The organism is Longimicrobium sp. (assembly GCA_036389135.1).
In the GTDB taxonomy this organism is placed as follows: domain Bacteria; phylum Gemmatimonadota; class Gemmatimonadetes; order Longimicrobiales; family Longimicrobiaceae; genus Longimicrobium.
Window position 1 is genome coordinate 31,821 of the sequence record DASVQP010000105.1, and the last position, 23,768, is coordinate 55,588.

The window sequence follows — 23,768 nt, forward strand, 5'->3', positions numbered from 1 at the left end:
GAGCTGCCGCGCTTGGCGATCCGATCAGTTTGCTTGACCGTGAGCACCTCCTTCGGCACGCCGACGGGATTGAGCACGGCGCTGAACCCGGCAATGGGCGGCCGCGGGTGCCCAACACACCCCAGCCGATGACGGACGGCGAGCGCCTACGAGAGACCAGCGCCGCCTCCGCGCCGGCGGCCGCGGTCCCCGTCGACCTGGACCTCCTGCATCGCGTGGAGGCCAACATGGAGTGGCTCGTGGCCGCCGCGCGGCCGCACTGCGGCTCGGAGCCCGAGTCGTACGGCATCTCGGACGCCGAGGACGGGTCGCCGAGCTTCAGGGCATCATCCGCGGCCTCGCACCGGACGGCTGGATGGACGGCGCCGCCCCGCGGTCCGGGGTACCACCCGACGAGCGACCCGCACGCGGCGCCACCCTGAAAATGCGCGTGCGAGTCAGTCCTGAACCCCATCCCGAACGGAGGATTTCGGGTGCCACTGCCGTGGAGAGCAGTCAACGATAAGGATGCGCAGGCCGTCGCGCTGCTGATCGGCCTGCCGAAGCGCGAGAAGTCCGAGCGGCGGAAGTGGGGGTGCCCGTTCTGCGGGTCCTCGGACGCGCTCCACGCCTACCCGGGAGAGGGGGCCGGATTCGGGTGCTGGGCGGCCTGCGGCGCCGACCAGCCACGGCTATGCCGGGGATACTCGATCATCGACGTCGCGGCGCAGCACTGGGGCACGCGCCCCGCGGATACGTGCCGCCGGCTCGCGGCGGAACTCGGAATCGCGTACGACGACGCGCTCGCGCCGGGTGAGCGGCCTGCGCTGGTCATCCCGGTCGCGCGTCCGCGGCTGGTGCTCCCGTCGAAGCAGGAGGCCAACCTGGCCGCGGTGCGGCAGACACCCGGCGCCAGACTGCCCCCCGTGCTGTACGCCGACCTTGTGGCTCGCCTTCGCCTGACGCTCCGGGGAGCGCGGTACCTGACGGGCCGGGGACTCGATGCGGGTGCGGCGCGAAGCTACGGGTTCCGGTCCATCGACGGGTCCGGGGAATGGACCGCCGTCGGGCGGTATCTCCTGCGCACCTACTCCCGCGAGGAGCTCGCCGCGGCGGGGTTCCCGCTCGATGCCGACCCTGGCGAGGAGCGCGTGACCCTCCCCTTCAGCGGCCGCCTTCCAGCGCTGCTGATCCCGTTCTACCGCCGGCGGAAGCTGATCGGGATCCGGTTCCGAAACATCCTTCCCGACAACCCGCAGTACAAGCACAACCGGTACCGGAACCTGGTGGCGGCCAAGCCGCTATGGCCGTTCAACGCCGACGCCCTGCGCGCGCTCACCGTGCACATCACGGAAGGCGAGATCGACGGCGAAACGTTGCGGCAGCTCGGCGAGACTGCCGCTGGGATGTACAGCGCCGGCGTCTGGCTCGACCATTGGACGGAAGAGCTCGCCGGTGCCGCCGAGATCGTGGATTGGCACGACTGCCGGGACGAGAAGCGCGCCGGAGATCTCGGCGCCGAGGCGCTGCGGACGCGACTCGTCGCAGCGTTCGGGGATGCCTGGGTGGCCCAGCGCTGGCGCCGCATGATCACCGATGCCGATCCGAACGCGCTGCACCAGCAGGGCCGCCTCGCCCAGATCCTGCGCGCGCGCCCCTGGCGGCGCGCGGAGCTGGCCGACGTGCACGTGGCCTGACCCGCCGGGCAGCCCCCGCTTCCCCCGCGACCATCGCAATCCGAGAATGAAACCCGCCAGCCGAACGCCGGTCCTGGACATCTTCAGGCTCTACCCCGACGACGTCTCGCTCACGCACATGCTCATCTGCCACGACGCGAGCCTCCTCGCAGCGGCGGCTCCGGCACCCCCGCCACGGCGGCCGACGAAGCCCGGTTCTGGCTCGACGCCGCCCTGGAGGAGGACCGTGCTCGCGCCTTCTACGACCCTGGCCGCTATCTGAACTGACCCGCATCAGCGCGAGGCTCCCCGCCCGGGGAGCCTCCCCTCTTTTCCTCCCCGATCGCCGCCCCTTCCTCGCTTTCGGCTCCCCCTCTCGTCAACCCCCAGAGAAGAAAAGTGGGGTGTGCAATCCATCGGCACCCGCCGCCGACGGTCCACCCGCCTCCAAGGTGCAGGAGCATGACGCCCGCAACCGAGCAGTTCACTCACCCGTCCGAAGACCAGCTGGGCTTCTTCGGCCTCACTCCGGACGGATCCCTCCTCCTGAACATCCCGGAGGCTACGGAACCGGGGACGAGCGTCGTCGTCCCGGTGGGATACCCGGACTTCCGCTTCCCCGCCGCGTCCGTTCACCTCGGCCCCCGGAAGCAGGTCCGCGCCAACCTGGAGGCCGTCCGGACGCTGCGGCAGATCCAAGCCGAGGGTCGCGCCGCGTCGCGCGAGGAGCAGGACGTCCTCTCCCGCTACATCGGCTGGGGCCCTTTCCCCGGTCTCTTCGTGGACCAGCACCCCGAGTGGGGTGGGCTGGGCGCGGAGCTGCGGGGCCTGCTCACCCCGGACGAGTGGCGGGCGTGCGAGGCCAGCACGCCGAACGCGAACCACACTCCGGGCGCCGTCATCCGCGCCGTGTACCGGATGCTGGCCCGGCTCGGCGTCGGCGGCCCCGTGTGGGGGGGCCTGAACGCGCTCGAGCCGGGTATGGGGACGGGCGCCTTCATGGGCCACGGGCCCGCTCCCGAGTCCGGCGTGCGCTGGACGGGCGTGGAGATGGAGCCTGTAGCGGGAGAGATGGCCCGGCTGCTCTTCCCCTCGTCGGACGTCCGCGTCACCGGCTTCGAGCAGGCAGTCCTGCCCGCGAACGCGTTCGACCTGGTGGTCGGCAACGTCCCGTTCGGGAACTACCCCGTCCACGACCCCGTCTGGAATCCCCGCCTCTACTCCATCCACAACTACTTCATCTGGAAGAGCGTGGGGCTCACCCGGCCCGGCGGGATCGTGGCCCTGATCACCAGCCGCTACACGCTCGACCAGAACGACACCACGGTACGGGCCGATCTCGCCGAGCGTGCCGACCTGCTCGCCGCCGTCCGTCTCCCGGACAGCGCGTTCCGCGGCCGCGCGGTCCAGCGGGTTACCACGGACCTGCTGATCCTTCGCCGCCGGGAAGCGGGCCGGGCGCCGTCCGGGCCCGCGTGGCTGGAAACCGTCGAGGTGGAGACGCCGGACGGGCCGGCCCTCGTGAACGAATACTTCGCCGCGCGGCCGGAGATGATGGCGGGATCGCTCCGGCTCACGGGGAAGAACCAGTACCGCACCGCCGATCCCGCGGTCGTGCTCCCGCCGAGCTCCTCGCTCGATGCCGAGCTGGAGCGCATCACTGCCCTGCTGCCGGAGGACGTCTACACCCCGCGGGACGCGGCGCAAACCTTCGATTTCCGCGATGCGGAGCTGGCCGCCGGCCTCGCCGACGGGGCGTACAAGGTCATCCGCGGCCGCCTGCGCCGCTGGCTAGGCGGCCGATGGGTCTTCCACGGGCTGAAGGCCGACAAGAGCCAGCGCGACGTCTACCGGGTGGTTTCGCTCTGCGCGATTCGCGATGCGCAGCGCGAGGTGCTGCGCACCCAGGCGCAGGACTGCCCGGAGGAGGAGCAGGCGTCGGCGCGCGCCGAGCTGAACCGGCTCTACGACGCGTTCGTGCGGATGTGGGGGCCGATCAATCGCGAGAAGCGCGTAGAGGACGCGAACGGGATCATCAGCATCCGCCGCCCCAACCTGGAGGCGTTCCGGGGCGACCCGTACGCGATGAACGTCGCGGCACTGGAGCACTACGACGCCGAGACGCACACGGTCCGCAAGGCCGCGATCTTCACGCAGCGCGTCGTGCGGCCCCTCGTGATCCCCGACCGCGCATCGACCGCGGAGGAGGCGCTGCTCCTCACCCTCGACCGCGCGGGCCGCGTCGACCTTGGCCTGATGGCGGGCCTGTGGGGGCGCACGGAGGAAGAAGTGGCCAAGGAGCTGGAGGGCCGGATCTTCCTCAACCCGGGCTCCGGCCGATGGGAGACGGACGACGAGTACCTGTCGGGCCGCGTCCGCCGGAAGCTCCGCGAGGCGCGCGAGGCCGCGGAGAAGGACCCGCGCTTCCGGATCAACGTGCACGCCCTGGAGATGGTCCAGCCCGAAGATGTCGGGCCGTCCAACATCGCCCTGGGCCTGGGAGCGACGTGGATCGGCCGCGCCGTCTACGTGCAGTTCATCCGCGATCTCCTCGACCTTCCCGCCGGAAGCGACGTCCAGCTCGCCAACGTCGGCAAGGAAGCGCTCTGGGCGCTCCGCACGTCGAAGCGTGTCCGCGACGCCGTGCGCGCCCGATCGCTCTGGGGAACTCCGCGCGCGAGCGCGTTCCGGCTGATCGAGGACCTGCTGAACCAGCGCGCCACCGTCATCTACGACACCATCAAGGAGAAGGGCAAGGAGACGACGGTCCGCAACGTCGCCGCGACCGACGACGCCCAGGAGAAGGGCCAGCAGATCGCCGAGGAGTTCGTGCGGTGGGCGTGGGCCGACGCGGACCGCGCCGAGTACATGGTCCGGCGCTACAACGAGTGCTTCAACGACGTCCGGCTCCGCGAGTACGACGGGTCGCACATGAGCTTCCCCGGGCTCTCCGCCGCGCTCGTGCCGGAACCACACCAGCGCAACGTCGCCTGGGAGATCGTGTCCCACGGCAGCACGGGCATGGCCCACGCGGTGGGCGCCGGGAAGACCCTCGCCGCGATCCTCGCCAGCATGCGCCTGCGCCAGCTCGGCCTCTGCTCCAAGCCGCTGCACGCGACGATGGGCCACATGCTGGAGCAGTATTCCCGCGAATTCCTCCAGGCATACCCGCAGGCCCGCCTGCTCACCGCCCACGTGGAGGACGTGAGCAGCAAGGACCGCCGCCGGCTCTTCTTCGCTCGCGCCGCCAGCGGTGAGTACGACGCCATCATCGTCACCCACTCCGCGTTCGAGAAGCTGGGGATGTCGGCCGACTTCGAGCGCACGTTCCTGGAATCGGAGGTCGACGCGTTCCGGGAGCTGCACGCGGAGGCGGAGAGGGAGGAAGGCAAGCGCAGCCTTACGGTGAAGCAGCTCCAGGTCGTGCTCCGGCAGTACGAGGCGAGGCTGGGGAGCCTGGGACACCGCTCGGACCGGGACGAGAACCTCACCTTCGAGGAGCTGGGGATCGACTGGCTGTTCGTGGACGAGATCCACCTGTACAAGAACGCCGCGACGCGAACGAAGATCGTGGGCATGCCGCGGGCGGCGAAGCCGTCCAAGCGGTCCTCGGACCTGTGGATGAAGTCCGCGTACATGCACGGGAAGCGGCCGGGCCGCGCGGTCGTGGGGATGACCGGGACCCTGATTGCCAACACGATCGCCGAGCTTCACGTCCACCTGCGCTACCTCGCCCCCGACCTGCTCCGCGAGTACGGCATCGAACACTTCGACGCCTTCGCGGCGAACTTCATCCGGCGCACGTGGGCGCTGGAGCCGAGCCCGTCGGGCGCCGGGTTCGCGATGCGTGAGCGGTTCCACTTCACGAACGTCCCGGAGCTGCTGGCGATCATCAGCCAGCGCGTGGACATCCAGATCGCCGAATCCCTCTACGCCCCCCCGGCGGAGGACGGCGACGACGCGGCGGAGGCCTCGTCGGAGGCTTCGTCCGTTCCCGCGCCGGCCTCGGCCCTTTCCCCTCCCAGCATGGCGGGGACTTCCCCCTGGCCGCGCATCCGGGTGCGGGAGCGCGGCCCGAGGCAGGTCCTGAAGCTTCCCCGCCCCGCCCTCTTCGGAGGCCGCCCCGAAGTCGCCACCGCCGAGCCGAGCGACGAACTCCTCGCGTATACGGCGACTCTGGTGGAGAGAGCCGCCGCGATCCGCGATCCGAGCGCCAAGATCGACCCGCGCGTCGACAACATGCTGAAGGTCACCACGGACGGTCGGAAGGCAGCGCTCGACATGCGCCTGATCGACCCGTCCACCCCGGACTACCCGGGCTCCAAGGTGAACCTGCTCGTGGAGGACGTGTTCCGCCGCTGGGACGAAACCCGGTCCGCGCGTGCGACGCAGCTGATCTTCTGCGACCTCTCCGTCCCCAGGTACGACGGCGGATTCAGCATCTACAACGACATCCGCGCCAAGCTCCTCGCGCGTGGCGTTCCGCAGGCCGAGATCGCCTTCATGCAGGAGGCGACCAATCCGCGGAAGAAGGCGGCGCTACAGGCAGCGATCCGGGCGGGTCGCGTTCGCATCGTCCTCGGCTCGACCTTCAACATGGGGACGGGCACGAACGTCCAGGACCTGATCATCGCCATACACCACCTGGACGCGCCCTATCGGCCGAGCGACGTCGAGCAGCGCGACGGCCGCGGCGCCCGCCGCGGCAACCTGAACCCGGTGATCTGGATCCGCCGCTACGTCACCGAACGCAGCTTCGACGCATACATCTGGAATCTTCTCCACTACAAGCTGGAGATGATCAACCGGGTGATGATGGGCGACCCGAGCATCCGCGAGATCGCGGACAACGACTCCATCATACTGAGCTATGCCGAGGTCAAGGCGCTCGCGGCCGGGAACCCGCTGATCCTGGAACGGGCCAACATCGAGGCGGAGATCGCCCGGATGCGGAGGGCGCGGAGCGCATTCCTCGACCGCCAGATCCGCGCGCGGGGCGAGAGGGCCGACTACCCGCGCCGCCTGGCTGCCGCCGAGGAGGGCCTCGCGTCCGCGCAGGCGGACGTGGAGCGGAGGCAGGACACCCACGGGGACGCGTTCCGGCTCGTGATCGGAGATCGGGAGTACCGTACCAGGCCCGAGGCGGGGAACGCACTCCGACGTGCGATGGAGGAGGGGTGCCACCGCGCGCGCCGGCGCGAGACGATCCAGGTCGGCAAGTTTGCCGGGTTCGACCTGTTCGCGGTCGTGCATCCGCAGGCAGAAACCGCGCTGCTCCTCCGCGGCGCGCGGGACTACGAGCAGGACGTGCAGCTCTTCCAGTCCCCGGTCCACCTGGTGCTGAGCCTGGAGGCGATGCCGCGCCGCCTCGACGCCATCATCCCCAGCCTCGAGCAGCAGGTCGCCTACCTGCGCACGCAGGTTGCACATCTGGAAGCGCTGAAGGAGGAGCCCTTCCCGCAGGAGGCGAAGCTGCTCGGGCTGGTGGAACGCCTGCGCGAGATCGAACGCTCCCTGCGGATCGATGACAGAGGGCAGCGTCAGACGATGGGATCCCTCGACATTGCGACCGCCGAGGAGGAACCAGACGAAGACCCGGAGGTCGCGATCGCTGCGTGAGCCTGACCTTCACTTAACCACCAGCGCCGCGCGGGGGGCAACGGCCCCGCCCGGCCCGCGGGGCACCGATGAGCGAAACGGAACACAAGCACGAGTACGGCGTCGCCGACCGGCTGGCCTGGCCCGAAGGCCCCGGCCGCGATGCAGGCGAGGGCGTCGTGGAGGAGCTGCTGCCACCAACGGCCGCCGATCGCCGGCCGCGGTACCGCCTGCGGGTCTTCCGCGATGGCCTGCAATCGGACGACGAGATCGTGCTGCCCGACGGGCTCGTCACGCGGGTGCCGGGTTGGGAGCGGAACATGGAACGGGACGAACGCCTCCGCTTCCACGGCGGCCAGGCCGCGGGCTGGACCGAACCCATCCCTGGCGAATGAGGCAGAGGCGTTCGTAGGCGGTGCGGGAGCACCCGGGGTATCAGTTGCGGGAAACGGCCTGGCTCCACGGCCTCCGCGATGACCATGAAGATCCCCATCATCAACAGAAAAGGCGGCGTCGCCAAGAGCACCACCGCGATCAACCTCGGCGCCGCCCTCGCACAGGCGGGCGAGCTCGGGATCGCGCGGCGGGACTACCGCACGCTGATCATCGACCTCGACCCGCAGGCGAGTACGTCGTACACGCTGACCGGAGGGCACGAGGGCGAGGGGCCCCACCTCGGGCACGTGCTCATCGACGGCATGCACATCGAAGACGCCATCCGGAGCACCACCACCCCGAACCTCCACCTCATCGCGGCCTGCGAAATCCTCGGGGACGAGGAGGAGCTGGTCCGCATCGCGCTCGCGGCTGAAATCACCGATGAACAGAGGAACAGGTTCATGCGGAGGTTCCGCACACGCCTGCGGGATGCGCTGTCCATGCTCCAGACGCCGATCGACGTCGTTCTGATCGACTGCCCGGCCGGCGTGGGGCTCCCCCTGTCACTCGCGATGACCGCCGGCGACAGGTTCCTCATCCCCTCGAAGGTGGACCGTCTGGGCCGCCTCTACTGCTTCCTGGAGCGCCTGATCGCGCTACGCGCGGCAAGCCCGTACCCCATGGCGCAGCTCCTCGGAATCGTTCTCACCGACCTGAACTACCAGCTTTCCGACACGGCGGACCGAGAAGCTGAGATCCGTTCCAGCTATGGACCGGCGGTCTGTGAGACCGTCGTGCGCCGCAACGTGACCATCGAGCGGGCCCAGGAGGCGTTTCGCACCATCTTCGAGGAAGACCCGCTCCTGCGGTCCACCGGTGCGCAATGCTATCGCGATCTCGCCGCCGAAGTGCTGCTGCGCGGCATCGATTCGGGGATCGACCCTGCCGACCTGTCGGAGGAGGTACGCCTGCGCGGCACCCGGCTCGGCCTGCTCCGTTCTTCCCCCACCGACGTTCTCACCGTCGCCGCATGACGCCCACGACACCCGTGGAAGACACCGCGCAGCCGTGCCCCACGTGCACCGAGGGCCGGCTGGGACCCTGGTCACACGTTCGTGCCCGCGGGGAGATCGCGATGCTCGGGTCGCGGGCACTCGCGGCGCGCGAGTGCGACCGCTGCCACCTCGTCCAGGTCGCCACGACCACCCCGCCGGCCACGAAGACCATGGCGGCGGAGCGGAAACATTCGCCCGGATCCGACCTGCTGCAGGGGGTGCTCCTCAACCTGTCGGCCGTGATCGCGGAGCTGTGGCAGGCCCTCTGGGCGGCGCTTCCGCGAAGGCGCAGAAGGTAAGGAGAACGGGGTCTACCCCCACCAGAAAAGGGAAGCGGCTGACCCTTGGCGTCGCGCGCCGACGCCCGCCCGGCCCCGCTTCCACCCAGCCTCCGCCAGATGGACGATCACGTGGCACAAACCGCGGGCCGCTCGAACAGCGTGCCCCCCGCTCCCGCGTACCGGTTCCGCTGGACGTGCTCCTTCATGGGATTCGCCGAGTACGAGGTCGCCGGGGACGGCGCTCCGTACCGCGTGGAGGTGCGTCGTTCGGCGGACGAGTACGAGCGCTCGATCTACAATGGCACGGAAGCCGACTGGCAGCGCGAGGTCATTCCGTCCATCGGCCTCCTGCGCCGGATGTACAATGTGTCGGTCCCGATCCCCGACGCAGTGATCTCGGCGTTCAACGCGTGGCGCGAAGCCGAGCACGCGCGGGTGATGTCCGAGATTCGCGACCGCTACGGCAGCGTCCCCGACATCGAGTTGTCGCAGCCCCCCCCGCCCGTCCGGGGGGGAGTCTACGAGGTGGGGACCGGCTGGATCGTGACCTCCGGGGACGAAGCGGTGGTTCAGGCGTAGCGAACCCCCAGGAAGAAAAATGAGGGCCGAGCGCGTGAGATCGACTCACGTCGCCCGGCCCTTCTTCTTTTGCCGTCCCGGTAGTGGCGATGAAACCAACCCGCACGATCTCGCTGGTCAACATCGAGGCAGCCGGAGGGATCGATCCGGCCCGCCTCGCCCGCGCGCTGGGGCTGTCCGTACAACGCGTCGAGCGCGGCCGCTACCAGGTCTCGGGGGCGAAATCGGTTCACTACGTGGACCTGATCGACCCGGCGATGGAGCGGTGCGACTGCGGGGATTTCATCTGGCGCCAGATCGTCTGCCAGCATCTCCTCGCCTGCCTGCTCCGCGAGGGCGACGAACGCGTCGTGGCCGCGGCTGCCCGCCTCGTCGCGGCGCTGCGCGACGAGAACCGCCTGCTCCGGGCGGAGGTCCGGGGCCGCACCATTCCGCTCACCTGCGCGCTGAAGGCGCGTGTCGCCGCGGCTGCCCGCGTCCATCCCCACGACCTGGAATTCCGCCGCGACCGCCGCGCTGCCTCCGGTGACGTCCACGTTCACCTGGTGGCGAGCGGTACCCTTCTCGGGACGGTGACCCGGCGTGCGTCCCGTCCCGAGTTCATCCCCATGCCGGAGCGGGACGCGGACGTCGCCGGGAAGCCGAGGCTGGCCGCATGAGCCCGCAATCACGCGCGAGCCGGCGGACAACCCCCGCGGTTCTGCACCGCCGTGCACGCGGTCCCGTGTCCGACGGACCGCTCGCCTGGCCCGGCGCCGACCCTTCGCTAGGCGCCTCTCTCTACCTCGACCAGCTCGCCCTCTGGGACGTCGTCACGGACCCGCGACGTCGCGGTGGCCCCCCCACCGGCCCGCTGTTTTCCGCGCCTGGCGCCGAGGTCCGCCGTATCCCCACTGACGGCTCCAAGCAGCTGATCGGCGACTTCCTCGCGCGGCACCACTATACAGCCGGCGCAGGGATGAGGGGACTCGCCTTCGGCCTGTACCGGGGGCCGGCGCTGCTGGGCGTGGCGGTGTTCAGCCGAGTGTGCAGACCCCGGTGGGCCGCCGAGAACTTCGCCCTGCTCGCCTCGGACCGAACGCGCACCCCCGTCCAGCGGCGTCACCTCTCCGTCACCGAGGCGGAATACGCGGTTCTGAGCCGCCTCGCGCTCACACCCACCGAGCCCGGTGGCGGTCCCTTGGGAAAGGGGGCGGCGAGCTGGTTCCTCTCCCGATGCCTGGCGGGGCTCGAAGCGCGCAACCGGGCCCTGTGGTCCGCACACCACCGACTTCTCCGGGGGCACGTCCTCCAGCCCGGCGACCTTCGCCTGCTGCGCGAATCCGCGGGTGCGGACCGCGGCCGCGGGCGCGGCTTCATCAAAGGGGTCGCCACCTGGGCTGACCCCTACGAGAACATGCTCGGGCGGATCTACCAGCTGCTGGCCTTCCACTACACGGGCCGTACGAACCACGGCGGCTGGACGCGGGAGAAAGTCGGACTGCGTTCGGGCCGCCGGCTCAGCGCCCGGACGCTGGCGAAGGCCAATGCCTCATCCCACCGCGGGCATGCGCAGGCCGCGCTCCGCCTCGCCTGGGAAGGCGGGTCCGTGTCGATCCACGTCACCGCAGGCGGAAGCACCGCCGTGTACGATGCGGGGTGGATCCGGGGTGCTCTGGACGATGCGACGGCCAGCGAGCCGGCGATCGCCACGGCACTCGACGCGGCCTGGCAGGGGTGGCGGCGCGAGCACGTCCCGGCCGGAGCCGCCGTGGAACTCCGCCACCCGCGGGGCTCGGGCATCCGCGTGCAGCGGTTTCCACCGAAGCACGCGTACTTCACTGCCCTGGGAGCCCCGTGGTATCGGCGCCAGACCGAGATCCGCTACCGCCCACTGACGGACCGCCTGCTCGCCGAGGAGCGAGCACGCTCACGCGGACGCCGGCTCGACCGTCGCCGCGACTACTACCCGACCGCGATCCCGAACCACGAGCTCAGGACGGACCTGCGGCTCGGTGACCCCGTACCGCTGATCGAGACCGTTTGATGACACCCGCCCGCCGACCCCGGAGCAACCCGCGGGACACCCGCTCCCCGGCGCCAGTGCGTCCGGTGCCCTGGCCGGACACCGGAGATCCCCATCTCGACCTGCTGCGGGCCGCAGTCGAAAACCGGCTCTACCCGCACGGCGATTTGGCGGATTCGACGGGCAGGATGACGGTTTCGTACCAGGCCTCGCTCCTTGCTGAGGGCCTGCGCGACGGGATGACGAACGCCGACGTGGCGAGCTTCCTGTCGTCGAACCTGATGTGCGGTGGCACTCCCGTTTACCGCCGCGCCCCGGACCGAATGGAGCCCGCCGGCTACGTCGTGTTCTCCGGGCGCTACGGAGCCGCGGACGTGATGGGCCGGCGTCCGTTCGCGTGGCATCTCTCCGCGACCCCCGCAGGCGTGGGGGCTCCAACGCTCACGTGGAACGCCATCGAGCTCTACGACGCGTTCCGCCGGGCTTTCCGCATCCCCGCGCGCGTGGCCGCTCCGCAGGCGCAGGCCCCCCCATGGGAGGCCGATCAGGGCGTCCTCTTCTGACTACCATCAACACCACCGGCACAATGCAGCGAAACGCCACGAGGACCCGCGAGTCCTACATCCCCGCGGGCTCCACTCCAGAAGCTGACCCGAACTCGGACGCGGTGGCCTACCTCTACGCCGGCCCCGACGGGCGCGCCGCGGCGGTCGCGTTCGTCGGCCGCGGCGCGAAGCCGCGCTGGCGCTACACCTTCCGCTCCGATGACGAGCGCCGGCGTGAGATCGACCGCCTCTTCGCCGAGCGCAGGCCCTTCGCGCAGGCGCGCGCCGAGCGTGCGCGGCCCCACACGCTCGGCGTGGGCGACATCCTCGACTGTTCCTGGGGCTACGAGCAGACGAACGTCCATTTCTTTCAGGTCACTCGCACCCTCCCCGCATCGGTCGAGCTGCGGGAGATCGAGTCCCTGCAGGTGGAGGCCGCGCCGCTGGCGATGCGCGGCACCTGTACCCCCGTCCGTGACCGCTTTATCGGCGAGGCGAAACTGTACCGCGCCGACGGCACCAACTCCGTCACCATCCGGCAGCACCTGCGAGCGAGCCCGTGGGACGGGCGACCACGTCACTGGTCCTCATACGGGTGAAGCGGATGCGGACCCCAACCGCGGCGCAGGGGGGGCTGTTCCCGGAACGGGGGGAGAGATGTCCGCTCGCTGGGTCGAACCGCGTCGGCGTGAACACCGTCGCCCTCATTGTCGGATACCGCCGTCGTGGGATCCGCCCAGGAGTGCGTTCGCGCCGCTGCCTGACTCCCCGCGGCCCTGATTCCTCCTTTCGATCGGTGATGTCCCCGCGGATCCACCTCTCCCCGGACGTCCATCCCGTGCAGGTCGAGAGAGCGTTGCCCACGCTGGCATCCACTGCGGCCGGACTCTTTGGTCCCGCCACTCTCGCTCCACGGTTCTTGGGGCGTGAGCGCTCCCGCCGCTTGCCCCGCACATCCGACCCGCGACAGCCGGAGATCGGCCATCGGGGTACCAGTGCGCACCGACTGTACATGGGCCCCGCGCGCAGACCGCACTCCCCAAACCGTTGCACTGGGCGCTCTACCGCGTGGCGCGGAGTTTTCGGTATACTCCGTAGCGCGAGCAACCCCGAGGACGCCAGTTCCGCGCGAAAAAGCACAAGCGTCCTCCGCCACCGGGGCGCCCGGATGCGGCCACACCGCCCCCCGAGATGACCTAAAACGTTAGATCTATTGGCCTGAACGCCGCGCGGGACTATCTTGGTCCGCCTGCAGGCCGTGGCCGAACCCAGGATACTTTAGTCGCTGTCGCACATGAGCACGACTATCCACACTCCAGAACCGGTCGATCCGGACGCCGTTCTCGCCAAATACGTTCGCACCGCGTCCAGGGCGTACCGCGACCGTTTGGAAACCGCGTACGCGGACCCGGGCGCCGCGTACGCCGGTTTTCGGGATATGGCGAACGCTCGCGGGCTCGGTGAAGCAGCGATCCAGATGCGCGAGACTCCGGCATCCTTCGGCACTCTGCTCGATGGAGGTGCGGAACAGGCGCAGGAGGCGGCCCGCCTCGGCGCCCGGGCCTATCACGCGCGGCTTGCGCAAACGAACGCCACCCTCGCCGCTAGCGTTCTGGACGAAGCCTTCTCGGAAGCGCTCGGGCAGACCGCGGGAGCTGCAGCGGTGCCGCGCCTTCGCGCCGCGTGGGACGAACTCAGCGCGGCGTACGGACCGGAGCGCGCGGCGGCGGTCGTGCGGCGCCGGGCCGGCGACTTCACCGGTGGTGACGCGGCCCCGGAAGCGGTGGACCGCTTCGTTGAAATCGCCTGCGCGCGCGACACCCTGCGCGAACGGCTCGGGATCGGTCCGCGATACGACTTCGACCGGCCTGCGCCGCTCCCTCGCTCGCTGGACGACGAGCGTGCGGCGCCCGAAAGGCTTCCGGAGCGTCAGCAGGCCCGCATCGTCGCTGTCACCCACGCCATGCAGGCCCGCCTCGCGACCGGGTACCAGTACCCGTTGATCGCCGAGGCTCGACTGCATTCCCTCATTAACCAGCAGGGCCTCGCCGCGATCGAGACGGCTGAGCGCGACCCCACCGTTCTCGGGGAACTCCGCGTCGACCGGCCGGGGGACAGTGTGGACTCGGTAGCGTTTGCGCGGGCGGGGATTGCTTACGCCCGCGTCGCCTACCAGTACCACACCGCCCGGTTCCCGGACCGTGCGGCGGAACTCGAAGCCCGCGAAGCGCTCGAAAGCGTAGCCCGTTCCGCCCGGGATCCGCAGCGCGCGATGGAGGGGGTCCAGGAAGCCATCCAACTCCACGGCGCGGCGCTCGAGGAGCACCTTGAACAGCGTCGTCCGGAGCGTGCGCGGGGCCGCGGCACCGACCGCGGGGGCCCCGGTGGGGGCGGGATCGAGTTGCCTGACGGTGACGAGCCCCGGGCGCCGGAGCGCGTCCGGCTGGCCGATGATCCCGCCGTGGACGAGGCCGTGCGCGCCTATATCGCGGCCGAGGAAGCACAGGTGGAGAGCCAGCGCGGGCAGGACCTCCGGAAAGAGAGGGCCAGTGCGGAAACGGCTCTCGCAAGGCTTGATCAGCAGGATGAAGCCGTGAGCCGCACCATGCTTGATTTCAGAACTGCGGCGGAAAGGGCCTACACGGATCCCCTTAAAGCGGCGACCGCGTGGGAAAAGCTCGTTCAGGATGAAAAGGGGAACCTTGACGCGGCGCGCTCGAAGGTGGCGGAGAATCCCGCGATCCTCGGGAAAGTGCGCTCTGAGCCGTTCCCACGGTGGTGGGGAAAGGGCGCGGCCCTTGTGGGAGTCGCGAATGAGCAGCCGGCGCGGGACGCGGTTCCCCGCGTGCTGGATCGTGCCGTCGCCCATACCAAAGCGCAGCGCGAGGCGATCAACCCGATGAGCTGGACCACTCCCGAGGGGGAGACGGTCCACGGCCGCGAAAAAGTCCGCGAAGCAGCAGGTAGAGTAGTATCGGGCCGCACCACAGAGATCAAGGCTGCCGACGCGAGGGTCAGGGAAGTCGGCGGCGTGAGCCGGGCCGAGGAAACCGCGCAGCGCAGGTTCGACGCACTCTCCCCCGACCAGCGGGCGCAGGCGGGATCAAAGCTCGCCGCGAAGGGAAGGCGGGGCGCGGGAGGAGCCGCGCTCCCGATGGGCGTGCTCGGGAAATCGATGCGCGCCGCGAGAGTGGCCCGCGAAGTCGGCGAGGGCCCAGCGAGCCTGTAGAACCCACGGAGAGAAAAGCCGCGGGCGGATTTCCCTCACCCGGACGTGGATCGATGTCGGAACAGGACAGGACGGTGTATGTGGACGTGCGCGAGGGACCGGCGCACGCCACTGTACCCGGTGACGTTGTCTCTGCGCTGGTGCGCGCGGCAAACGACGGCCAGGCCGCCGCGCGCGGGATCGACACGGCGGCCCTCGTCATCGTGCGGCTCGGCCGCGAAGCTGGCGAAGCAATGTTGCGCCACCTGGTCGAGCACGATCCCGCGCTGCTCTTGGGAGCGGATCCACTCTTCGCCGACACGCTCGCGAACGAGCCAGAGCTGATCGTCGGACCCCTTGCCGGTACGGCTCCGTGCACACCCGTATGATGATGATGGCCACACCCCCGCGGGCCGGCAACGACGACCTCTTCGCCCCCGAGCCGGTCGAACCCTTCGATCCTCTGCGTTTCCTCTTCACCGCCGCGACGGTCGCAGGCGCGCGTGCCTTTGCCGAGGGGCTTGGCGCGTGTCCCGAGGTGTGGGAGCTGCGCGGGGCGTACTACCCCGTTCAGCGGAGATCGCCGGAGGCCGATATCCTCAGCCGCGCGGGAGCCGAACTCCTCCCGCCCGCCGACGACCACCTCCACATGGAGCTCGACGGGCTCCTGCAGGCGCTCCAGCGGATCGACAGCGACGAATAGCACGCCGCTCCTGACGCACAGAACGACATAGCCCGCGCGGCCACCCGGCCGCGCGGGCTTCGTCGTTTCCGGAAGCTCCTCGCCCTGATCGAACTCGGCATTCCGAACCCGGTGGCGGCCCGCGCAACGCTGGTGCTGATGGGGAACGGATTGGGAAGTCGAGAGTGCGGGATCCGCCGCCGCGGGGCACACCCTCCGCCGCGCCTGCGCGACAGGGCCTGAAGAGTCCTTCGTGACGGCGCCGAGCGTCGTGCGCGAGAAGCGCCGCGCCTGTTTCACGCGGCCTGGATCGAAGCCACCGCTCCCGACCTGTTCAGCGCCGCGGCATAGCGCCGACCGCCGCGGCCCGGCGTTCAGGCGGGCGGGAACCCCAAGGGAGAAAAACGAGGGCGAGGTCCCGCATTGGCGAGCACCCCGCCCGCCGCGCCCCCCTACCGCCGTCTCTTCTTGATCGCGATCGCCGACAGCAGCGCCCCGGGCGGCATTCGCCTTCCGGGGCCGCGAGCGCGGCGGCGGGCGGCTCCCTCGAAGCCGCAGCCGCCGCGCCGCCGTTTCGGGCACGTATCCGGGTGGCTCGACCGGATCGTCGGGCCCTACGACAAGTTGGGAATCCGGCGCACGCTGCTTCTCTGCGACCTGTTCTGCGGCGCAGGCGGCTTCACGACCGGGGCCATGCGCGCGCTTCGCGAGTTGGGGCTCGAGGCGGTGATGGCGGCCGTGAACCACTGGCCCGTCGCCATCGCCACGCATCACCTCAACCACCCGCACGTCCGCCACTACATCGAGGATGTCAAGGCAGCCAATCCGGTGGACATCGTCCCGGAACGGTATCTCGACGTTCTGCTGTGCAGCCCCAGCTGTGTCTTCTTCTCGCGCGCTCGCGGCGGCCGCCCGAACAGCGATCAGAAGCGGATGGACCCGAAGGCGATCCTCCGCTGGCTGGACGCCATCGACGTGCGGGTCCTGATATGCGAGAACGTACCTGAGTTCCGGTTTTGGTGTCGGATCGATCCGGCTACGAACAAGCCGATTCCCGCTGAGAAGGGGAAGCTGTTCCGCAAGTGGATCCGGCAGATCGAGCGGCGTGGGTACCGCGTCGAGTGGCGCGTCCTGACCTGCGCCGACTACGGCGATCCCACGAGCCGCCAGCGCTGGTTCATGATCGCGCGGAAGGACGACGAGCCCATCGTCTGGCCGGCACGGTCCCACTCGCAGCACGGCGGTGTGGACGACGAAGGGCGCAGCCTCCTGAAGTGGCGCGGCGCGGCCGAGATCATCGATTGGGAGGACCGCGGAACTTCCATCTTCAACCGTCGCCCGCGCAGGAAGGGCTACCGGGCGCCGAAGGGGACGCCGAAGCAGCTCCGGGCGCTCGCGTACAACACGCTGCGCCGCGTGAAAGCGGGCACAGACCGGTTCACGGGACCGTGGGCCGCGGCCTTCGCAGCGGCGATCGAAGACGAGATGGAGATGGTGCTGCTGGACGCGGCAGGCCTCGACCGGCCGGCCCGGCGCCCTCTCCTCACGTTCCGGTGGACCGAGGACGGGGCGGCGCGCGTCGAGCCGGAGGCCGCCAAGGTCGTCTTCCATCCCGGCGAGCTGATCGTGCTTCCGGGGGAGGAAGAGTCCGTCATCATCCCGGCCGCCCCTGACCCGTACCTGGTCATGATGTACGGGACCAACACCTTCCGCCCGGTGGGCGCCCCGGCCCCGGCAGTGACGGCCGGGGGACAGCACATCGCGCTGTCGCAGGCGGTGGTGCGGGATGGTGGGCTGTTCGCGTACACGTGCGCGAACAGGACGGAGAACGCGCCGCGGGGCGTCCTCCAGCCCGTAGCCCCCATCCTGACCGGGACCGGGGGCGGGCTGTGGGTCGCGAACCCGCACGTCCATGCCTACACGCTCTCGCAGCAGTCCTGCGGGGCTCCGCGGGCTACGAGCAAGCCGGTCCCGACGGTGGCTACGGCGGGCGCGATCGCGCTCGCGATCCCTGCCCTGGTATCGATGAAGGGACGTTCGACCGTCCGCAGCGTCAATCACCCGACACCGGCGGTCACGGCACACGCCGCATACCTCGCCCTCAGCCAGTACCTGGTTTCCGTCAACCACGGAGATGGGCCGAGCGGCAACTACGCCCGGCGTATCCGCGACATCCGGGAGCCGGTTCAGGGACTGACGGGAAGCCGGGGCCTCGCGCTGCTCGATCCGATCGTGCGCGGCGCGCTCCCCGTGGAGGCGTACACTGCGGCCTTCTTCGGCAGCAATCTCGGCCGCCCGAACGCCTCCGCCCCCCTGTGCAATCCGCTCGGCGCAGTCACCACGAAGGCGCGCTACGGCCTGTGTCGGCCGTCGATCACGTCGTACCTGGTGCCGCAGTTCGTCGAGCGCGCCGGCCAGGCGCCTCGCCTGCACCGGATCGACCACCCGGCCCCGGCGGTCACGAGCCACGGTGCGGGCGCGCTGGTCGTGCCCCTGCTACTCCGCTTCGACAACGCGAGCGCCGGAGGGTCGTGCGTCCGCGGGATGGCCGACCCGATCTGGACGGTCACGGGCAAGACGGGATGCGGGCTGCTGGAGTCGTACATCATCAGCCCGCGGCACAGCCGCCCGGGCGGCGGGCCCGTACCGCGCCACGTCGCCCTCCCTGTCCCCACGCTCACTGGAGGCGGTTCCCAGGTCGGCGTCGTCAGCGCCAACGCAGGCCGTCAGCTGACGCTGCTCTCCGAGGAACGCTCGGATCCCGAGCTGGGCCTGGGAGGCGCGGTGGCCGCACCGGCTCGCTCGGCGGGGCGGATCATCTGGGTCGACGGCGTGCTGGTGCAAATCGACGTGGCGTTCCGGATGTTGCGCAACCGGGAGCTGGCGCGGGCGCACTCCTTCGATGAAGCGGAGAGCACCTACGAGTTCATCGGCACAGAGGCGGAGCAGACGAAGCAGGTGGGCAATTCGGTCCCAGTTTGCACCGCCCAGGCCCTCGTGCTCTCCCAGATCCGCAACATCCCCGGCGTGATCCCGATCGAGCACGCGCGCGGCGCGCTCGATGTACCCGAAGCGCCGGTTCACCAGCTCCTCGCCGCCGCATGAGCCACGAGTCTTCTCCTGACGTCCCCCCTCCGTTCTGCACCCGGGGGGCGGATTCACTCCCGGTCGGACCTGTTCCCGGAACACCCGAAAGCGTGGCGCTGGCTGCATGGGAGGTGCTGACCGGCGCCCGCGTCTCCCGGAGCACGGGATCGGGCCGGATGTCGCTGCTCGGAAAGTACCGGATCGCTGAAGCCGACCTGACGACCGACCGTGTCCTCTGGATCTCGCTTCACCCGTTCGAGGGCGCGGACGAGCGCTGGGAGTGCCGGAGGGCCCTCCGCGGGGCGATGAGCGACCGGGAGCTGCAGTCCGCCATCGTTCAGGAGATGGGCGGGCCGTCCGACGATCCGGACGAGATGACCACGCTGGGATTCTGGCGCGGGCCGGTGGGCTTCTACTTCGACTGCCGAGGACCGCGCGTGGAGATCACGGAGCAGACGGATCCCGACGGTCGCCCGAGGGAATCAGCGACGCGCCGGATCGGAAAGTCGGCACTCCTACGAGCCGCGCGTCGACTGCTTTCGATCGAGGCAGGCACGGACCGGGGCAGGCGCCCGGCACCCAGCGCCTCGCTCGGGCTCGCGCCGTCACCGGAGGACCCGGACGAGCAGTTGACGCTGTTGTGACCCGCTGCGCCCCTAGAGATAAAAAAGGGTTCATCGCGCCCCGGCGTTTGCGGCATGCTTTCTCACTACCCGAAAATATGTAATATACTTAAGGACGCTAAGGAGTGGTCACAAAACAATGTGTTCCTTTTACTTCTAATTGCGTGTATACTTGTCATGCACCGAAGAAGAAAGCGTGAAGAGAACCGGGTCTGTGAAACTTGACCCAACTTCCTTCACCTCTTTCCATCTAGGAGCATTATGCGCCACTTTGCTTTGGCAGCTTGCGCCCTGTGCATCTCCGCGGCTTCGGCCGGGTGCTCAGAGGACCCGCTTACGGCGCCCGAGGACAAAGCCGCCCCTCCTGCCGTCCAGGCCTCAGTCTCAGCCGCCGCAAAGTGCCCGAGCGGCTGGACTGCTCCCCTCATTGGGAACGCCGTAATCCTCTGCAAGCGGACGGTCACGCGCGGTGGGTCGAAAGTGACTGACTACGTCCAGGTCATCGACCTCTCGCGCGGAGCCAGGGTGGTCAGCTTAGCCGCCCCCACGTCCTCCGTGTCAACGCGCAACCCTTCCCCGTCTTTCTCACGATGGACTGTTCGCGGCTGGTGGGACCAGATGAGCCGGTCGGGCCGATTCTGCGCGGTCAACGGGGCGTTCTTCAGGGGATACCCGGACGGGACCGGCTCGAGGGAGCTTTCCTTCCCCCTCAAGCACTCTGGCACGCTCCTCACAGCCGGCGGCGCCCCCCTCGGGATGGCCTCCGCGAAGGACGTGCTCATCCTTAACGGGAGTTATGCACAGATTCGCGCGTACAACCTCGGCTCGGTTTCTTACTCGTCCGTCCGCTCCCACCTGTCCTCGTACGGGACTGCAGTGGTCACCCTCGCCCCCGGTGGGTCACGCCCTAACGAGCTGAACTCCAGGACGTACGCCGGTACGCGTGACGCCGACGGGAACGGCCGGCACGAGATCCTGATGTTCTACACCTCGGCCAACAGCTCGGCGAACGACGCCATAGGCACTTTGACAAACTCGTTCGGGGCGTCCAGGACGACACAGTTCGACGGCAGCGACTCCGCTCAGCTCGTGTGCAAGGGGACCACGTACGTCTCGGGCACGAGGATCGTCCCCCAGGCCTTCGGGGTTTACGAGTACTAGCCGGCGCTCAACGCGTCGACCGAGCTGAAGGTGGCGATGGCGGGCGACAGCGCCGCGGAGCAGGCGCTGCGGACGGGCGACGTGGCTGTGCTGCCTCACCGGGCGCCCGCCGGGGTCCACACGCGCTACTTGGTCCGATTGCTGGTTTCAGGATTGTTAGCCGCTGCTGTATAAAACGTGGGCCGGTGGGCATTCGCCTCCCGGCCCACGTCTTTGTTCCTAGCGCCCACCGAGAACTCAAGTCCCCTGTCTCCTCCGATTCCTCTCGACTCGGGCCGCAAGGTCTCCCGGACTGAGTGGCGCCACACATTCCGAGGCCCCGAACTCCTCCGCCACGTGCGGGCGTTGCTCCGCATCCCCGACCCCGGCGGAGACATCCCAGACGTGCCCCTCTGGGAGGAGGCGCTCCTGGACCTGGCGCGGGCTCCCGCGCCGCGGACGCGTTGCAGCAGCGCCCTGCGCGCCACCCTGCGCGGTGGCGGCGCCACTGCCGGTCGCCCAGCCGGCGGACCTCGCGCTCTCCCTGTTCAGTTGAACCGCACCTCGTCACCGCGGAGAAAATCCCAGGGAAGAAAAGAGGTGAGCGCAGGCCCGAACGGGTCAGGCACCTCGTTCCCGCGACCACCTCCGCAAGGCGGCCAATGACCCCTGACAACGCAGCTCCGGCAGCCCATCTCGCGATCCCGGCGGGCTGGGAACTGGCGAGCATCAGCTACTGCACCCCGGGCCTCCGGCTCAGCGACGGCGTCGCGGGGGCGTTCCTGTTCCTCGTCCGCGAGGGGACGGCGGACGTCGAGTCCGCGTTACGTGACGCCGTACGGGCCTGGCGTGAGAGCGCGGCGTGGACTGAGCCCTACGGTCCGAACTGGGGCGACGCCATCGAGCACATTCCGTGGGACCACTGGGCCGCGCACGGCCTCAGCCTCGTGTCCCTGCCGGTGCAGCACCGCTTCGCGGTCGACCACGACGAGACGTTCCCGTGACCCGCGCCGCCCCTCAGCCGGCGAGAGCGTCCCGGGCCGAAGTACGGAATCCGATCCTCGGCATGACGGCCTTTCGCAAGTTCGCCACCTTCCATCCCGCGGTGCTGGACGCGCTCGCGGACCTCTCCTGAACGAGATTCACACGGAGGCAGCGCACCGGGCCGAGCAAAGCTGGCGGTCGAGAAAGGGCCCGATGGCTGTGTACTGGCGCGCCGTTTCCGTCTACGCGGGCCACATCCGCAGGGCCATACGACGACTCCCGCGAAACGATCCCGACCAGCTCGCTCTCCTGCGTGAAGCCGCGTGAACGCTGAACCCCTCCCCCCCCCCGGCCTGAAGGAAACCCCCGGAAAGAAAAAAGGCGCGGCGGCTCCGGCTGTACCGACCGCAACTTCCACTTGCGACCACCAAACCACCAATGCGCAACGGCATGTCCGTTCCGCCCCTCCTCCGCTTTCAGGGGGAGGGGCCGCTCGATTCGGACCTCCGCTCGGCCCAGCTGGAGCGGCCGGTCTTCCTCACCAACCACTCGTGCGAGATCGCGCACGGCGACGCCGCGCTGCTCGCCGGCCTCGGGCTGCTGGGAGGTGAGTGGGTGGGGCAGTTCTACCCCCTCACCGCCGAGGAGATCGCACGAAACGCCGAGGACGTCGTCCGCACCGGGCTGGGCGATGTCCTGACCGGCTACGCCGTCCTCTACAACGGAGCGAAGTGGTTCGGTCCGGTGATCGAGCTGATGTTCCGGGCGGAGAGGAACGGCTTCGACAGCGCGCTTCCTTCGCGCGACGAGTGCCTGGCCATCCTAGATGCGCGGGCGGAGGCCATGCTGGGCGCCGTCAACGCGCTGGGCGGTTCCATCGTGCTCACCACCGACGCCGATCCGGGGGACCGTCACACCCTCCAGATCCTGCTGCGCACCGATCTCGTCTGCGCGTGGTGTCCGGACCACGCGACCTTCTCTGCCCTCGTCACAGCGCTCGCGGGCGGACCGAGGGACGCCCTTCCATCGCTCGCCGCGGTGGAGGGGGAACACGGCGACTACTACGTCATCGACCTGCACACGCGTGACGGGCGCGGCCACGTCGGTTCGGTCACGTGCTGGGACACCCACGGGATCGCCGACCCGGCCGCGGTTTCCCACGCGAGCCAGATGAAGGCCGCTGGAGACCTGTACCGCGCGTGCTGCGGGCTCCTTCGCAGCTACCTGCTCGCGTGGGGCACGCTCCATCGCGGGCGGCCGCCTCTGAACGTCAAGGCATTCTCCTCGGCCCTGCGCGCGCTTGCACGGGCAGGGTCCGCAGCTCTGGATCCGCGGCCGGACGATCGCGTCGACGCCGGGGCGGCAACGTGACCCACACGCACCCGATCCCGGCAGGAACCTTCGCGGCCGCACGAAGTTGAGAATCCCGGCGGAACCGCCCCCGGCTTGTCTGCGCATACGCGTGGAGCAGCGTGGCGGGAAGCAGATCACGTCGACCGGCGCGGTCGTCGGACGCGCTCCAAAGTACCGGGTGCAGGTCTACGAGTGTGCCTGCGGCGAAAAGGCGGAACGCACGCTTCAGTCGAACGGCCGCGAGAAACCCGGACGCGTACGCTGCCCCGGGTGCGGAGAGCAGCTGAGGGGCTGACCACCCCCCCATGCCGTGATCGTGCGGCGCATCCACCACGACCGTGCGAGGGCAGCACGCCTTCGATGACCTGGCGAGAGACCTCTCTTCCCTCCGCCGAATCCGTGAACAGGCCTCCGGGCCGCGTTCCCCTGGACCTGACAAAACCATGAATCTCAGAGTAGGGGTTCGACAGCGCCTGCTGACACGCGCGCGTAACTGCTTGTGTTAGATGGAGATGCAACAAAGCCGCCCCGGGCGCATGTACAACGCGCCTGGAGCGGCCTCAGGTGGGTTAACCCGTTACCCTGTTGTCGCTTG

Annotated in this window: 20 protein-coding genes; all 20 read left to right on the top strand. The window is 69.6% G+C overall.

What is annotated here, in order from left to right:
- Window positions 1-107: 107 nt before the first annotated feature.
- The 20 genes from VF584_22180 to VF584_22275 all read left to right on the top strand — a co-directional run bounded on the left by VF584_22180 (window position 108) and on the right by VF584_22275 (window position 23,191).
- Window positions 108-422, top strand: coding sequence for a hypothetical protein (locus tag VF584_22180; GenBank protein HEX8212900.1), 315 nt, complete (start codon window positions 108-110; stop codon window positions 420-422).
- Window positions 423-473: 51 nt separating this feature from the next.
- A complete protein-coding gene (locus VF584_22185; GenBank protein ID HEX8212901.1) occupies window positions 474-1,676 on the top strand; it encodes a hypothetical protein in 1,203 nt (400 codons plus the stop codon).
- Window positions 1,677-2,117: 441 nt separating this feature from the next.
- Window positions 2,118-7,274: a hypothetical protein gene (locus tag VF584_22190; GenBank protein HEX8212902.1), complete on the top strand. Its 5,157-nt coding sequence runs from the start codon at window positions 2,118-2,120 to the stop codon at window positions 7,272-7,274.
- A 68-nt stretch (window positions 7,275-7,342) separates the two neighbouring features.
- Window positions 7,343-7,648 (top strand): hypothetical protein, encoded by a 306-nt coding sequence (locus VF584_22195; GenBank protein HEX8212903.1) that lies wholly within the window; start codon window positions 7,343-7,345, stop codon window positions 7,646-7,648.
- 84 nt (window positions 7,649-7,732) lie between these two features.
- On the top strand, window positions 7,733-8,665 hold the full coding sequence (locus VF584_22200; GenBank protein HEX8212904.1) for a ParA family protein: 933 nt from the start codon (window positions 7,733-7,735) through the stop codon (window positions 8,663-8,665).
- 101 nt (window positions 8,666-8,766) lie between these two features.
- Window positions 8,767-8,985, top strand: a complete 219-nt coding sequence (locus VF584_22205) for a hypothetical protein (protein ID HEX8212905.1) — start codon at window positions 8,767-8,769, stop codon at window positions 8,983-8,985.
- Window positions 8,986-9,096: 111 nt separating this feature from the next.
- Window positions 9,097-9,546: a hypothetical protein gene (locus VF584_22210; protein ID HEX8212906.1), complete on the top strand. Its 450-nt coding sequence runs from the start codon at window positions 9,097-9,099 to the stop codon at window positions 9,544-9,546.
- 89 nt (window positions 9,547-9,635) lie between these two features.
- A complete protein-coding gene (locus tag VF584_22215) occupies window positions 9,636-10,205 on the top strand; it encodes a hypothetical protein (protein ID HEX8212907.1) in 570 nt (189 codons plus the stop codon).
- Between the two features lie 65 nt (window positions 10,206-10,270).
- Window positions 10,271-11,572: a hypothetical protein gene (locus VF584_22220; GenBank protein ID HEX8212908.1), complete on the top strand. Its 1,302-nt coding sequence runs from the start codon at window positions 10,271-10,273 to the stop codon at window positions 11,570-11,572.
- Between the two features lie 167 nt (window positions 11,573-11,739).
- Window positions 11,740-12,114 carry a hypothetical protein gene (locus VF584_22225; protein HEX8212909.1) on the top strand — a complete coding sequence of 125 codons (375 nt, stop codon included), beginning with the start codon at window positions 11,740-11,742 and terminating at the stop codon, window positions 12,112-12,114.
- 23 nt (window positions 12,115-12,137) lie between these two features.
- Window positions 12,138-12,695 (top strand): hypothetical protein, encoded by a 558-nt coding sequence (locus VF584_22230; protein HEX8212910.1) that lies wholly within the window; start codon window positions 12,138-12,140, stop codon window positions 12,693-12,695.
- 695 nt (window positions 12,696-13,390) lie between these two features.
- Window positions 13,391-15,325, top strand: a complete 1,935-nt coding sequence (locus tag VF584_22235) for a hypothetical protein (protein ID HEX8212911.1) — start codon at window positions 13,391-13,393, stop codon at window positions 15,323-15,325.
- A 53-nt stretch (window positions 15,326-15,378) separates the two neighbouring features.
- The gene (locus tag VF584_22240) at window positions 15,379-15,693 is read left to right on the top strand and encodes a hypothetical protein (GenBank protein HEX8212912.1); all 315 of its coding nucleotides are present in this window, start codon (window positions 15,379-15,381) and stop codon (window positions 15,691-15,693) included.
- Window positions 15,690-16,007, top strand: a complete 318-nt coding sequence (locus tag VF584_22245; GenBank protein HEX8212913.1) for a hypothetical protein — start codon at window positions 15,690-15,692, stop codon at window positions 16,005-16,007. Before VF584_22240 ends, VF584_22245 begins: the two co-directional genes overlap by 4 nt.
- A gap of 447 nt (window positions 16,008-16,454) precedes the next feature.
- A complete protein-coding gene (locus VF584_22250; GenBank protein HEX8212914.1) occupies window positions 16,455-19,091 on the top strand; it encodes a DNA cytosine methyltransferase in 2,637 nt (878 codons plus the stop codon).
- Window positions 19,092-19,183: 92 nt separating this feature from the next.
- Complete coding sequence (locus VF584_22255; GenBank protein HEX8212915.1) at window positions 19,184-19,717, top strand: hypothetical protein; 534 nt, start codon at window positions 19,184-19,186, stop codon at window positions 19,715-19,717.
- Window positions 19,718-20,314: 597 nt separating this feature from the next.
- Window positions 20,315-20,857, top strand: a complete 543-nt coding sequence (locus VF584_22260) for a hypothetical protein (protein ID HEX8212916.1) — start codon at window positions 20,315-20,317, stop codon at window positions 20,855-20,857.
- 641 nt (window positions 20,858-21,498) lie between these two features.
- Window positions 21,499-21,840, top strand: a complete 342-nt coding sequence (locus tag VF584_22265; protein ID HEX8212917.1) for a hypothetical protein — start codon at window positions 21,499-21,501, stop codon at window positions 21,838-21,840.
- Window positions 21,837-21,971: a hypothetical protein gene (locus tag VF584_22270; GenBank protein HEX8212918.1), complete on the top strand. Its 135-nt coding sequence runs from the start codon at window positions 21,837-21,839 to the stop codon at window positions 21,969-21,971. Before VF584_22265 ends, VF584_22270 begins: the two co-directional genes overlap by 4 nt.
- Before the next feature lie 299 nt (window positions 21,972-22,270).
- Window positions 22,271-23,191: a hypothetical protein gene (locus VF584_22275; GenBank protein ID HEX8212919.1), complete on the top strand. Its 921-nt coding sequence runs from the start codon at window positions 22,271-22,273 to the stop codon at window positions 23,189-23,191.
- The last annotated feature ends 577 nt before the right edge of the window (window positions 23,192-23,768 follow it).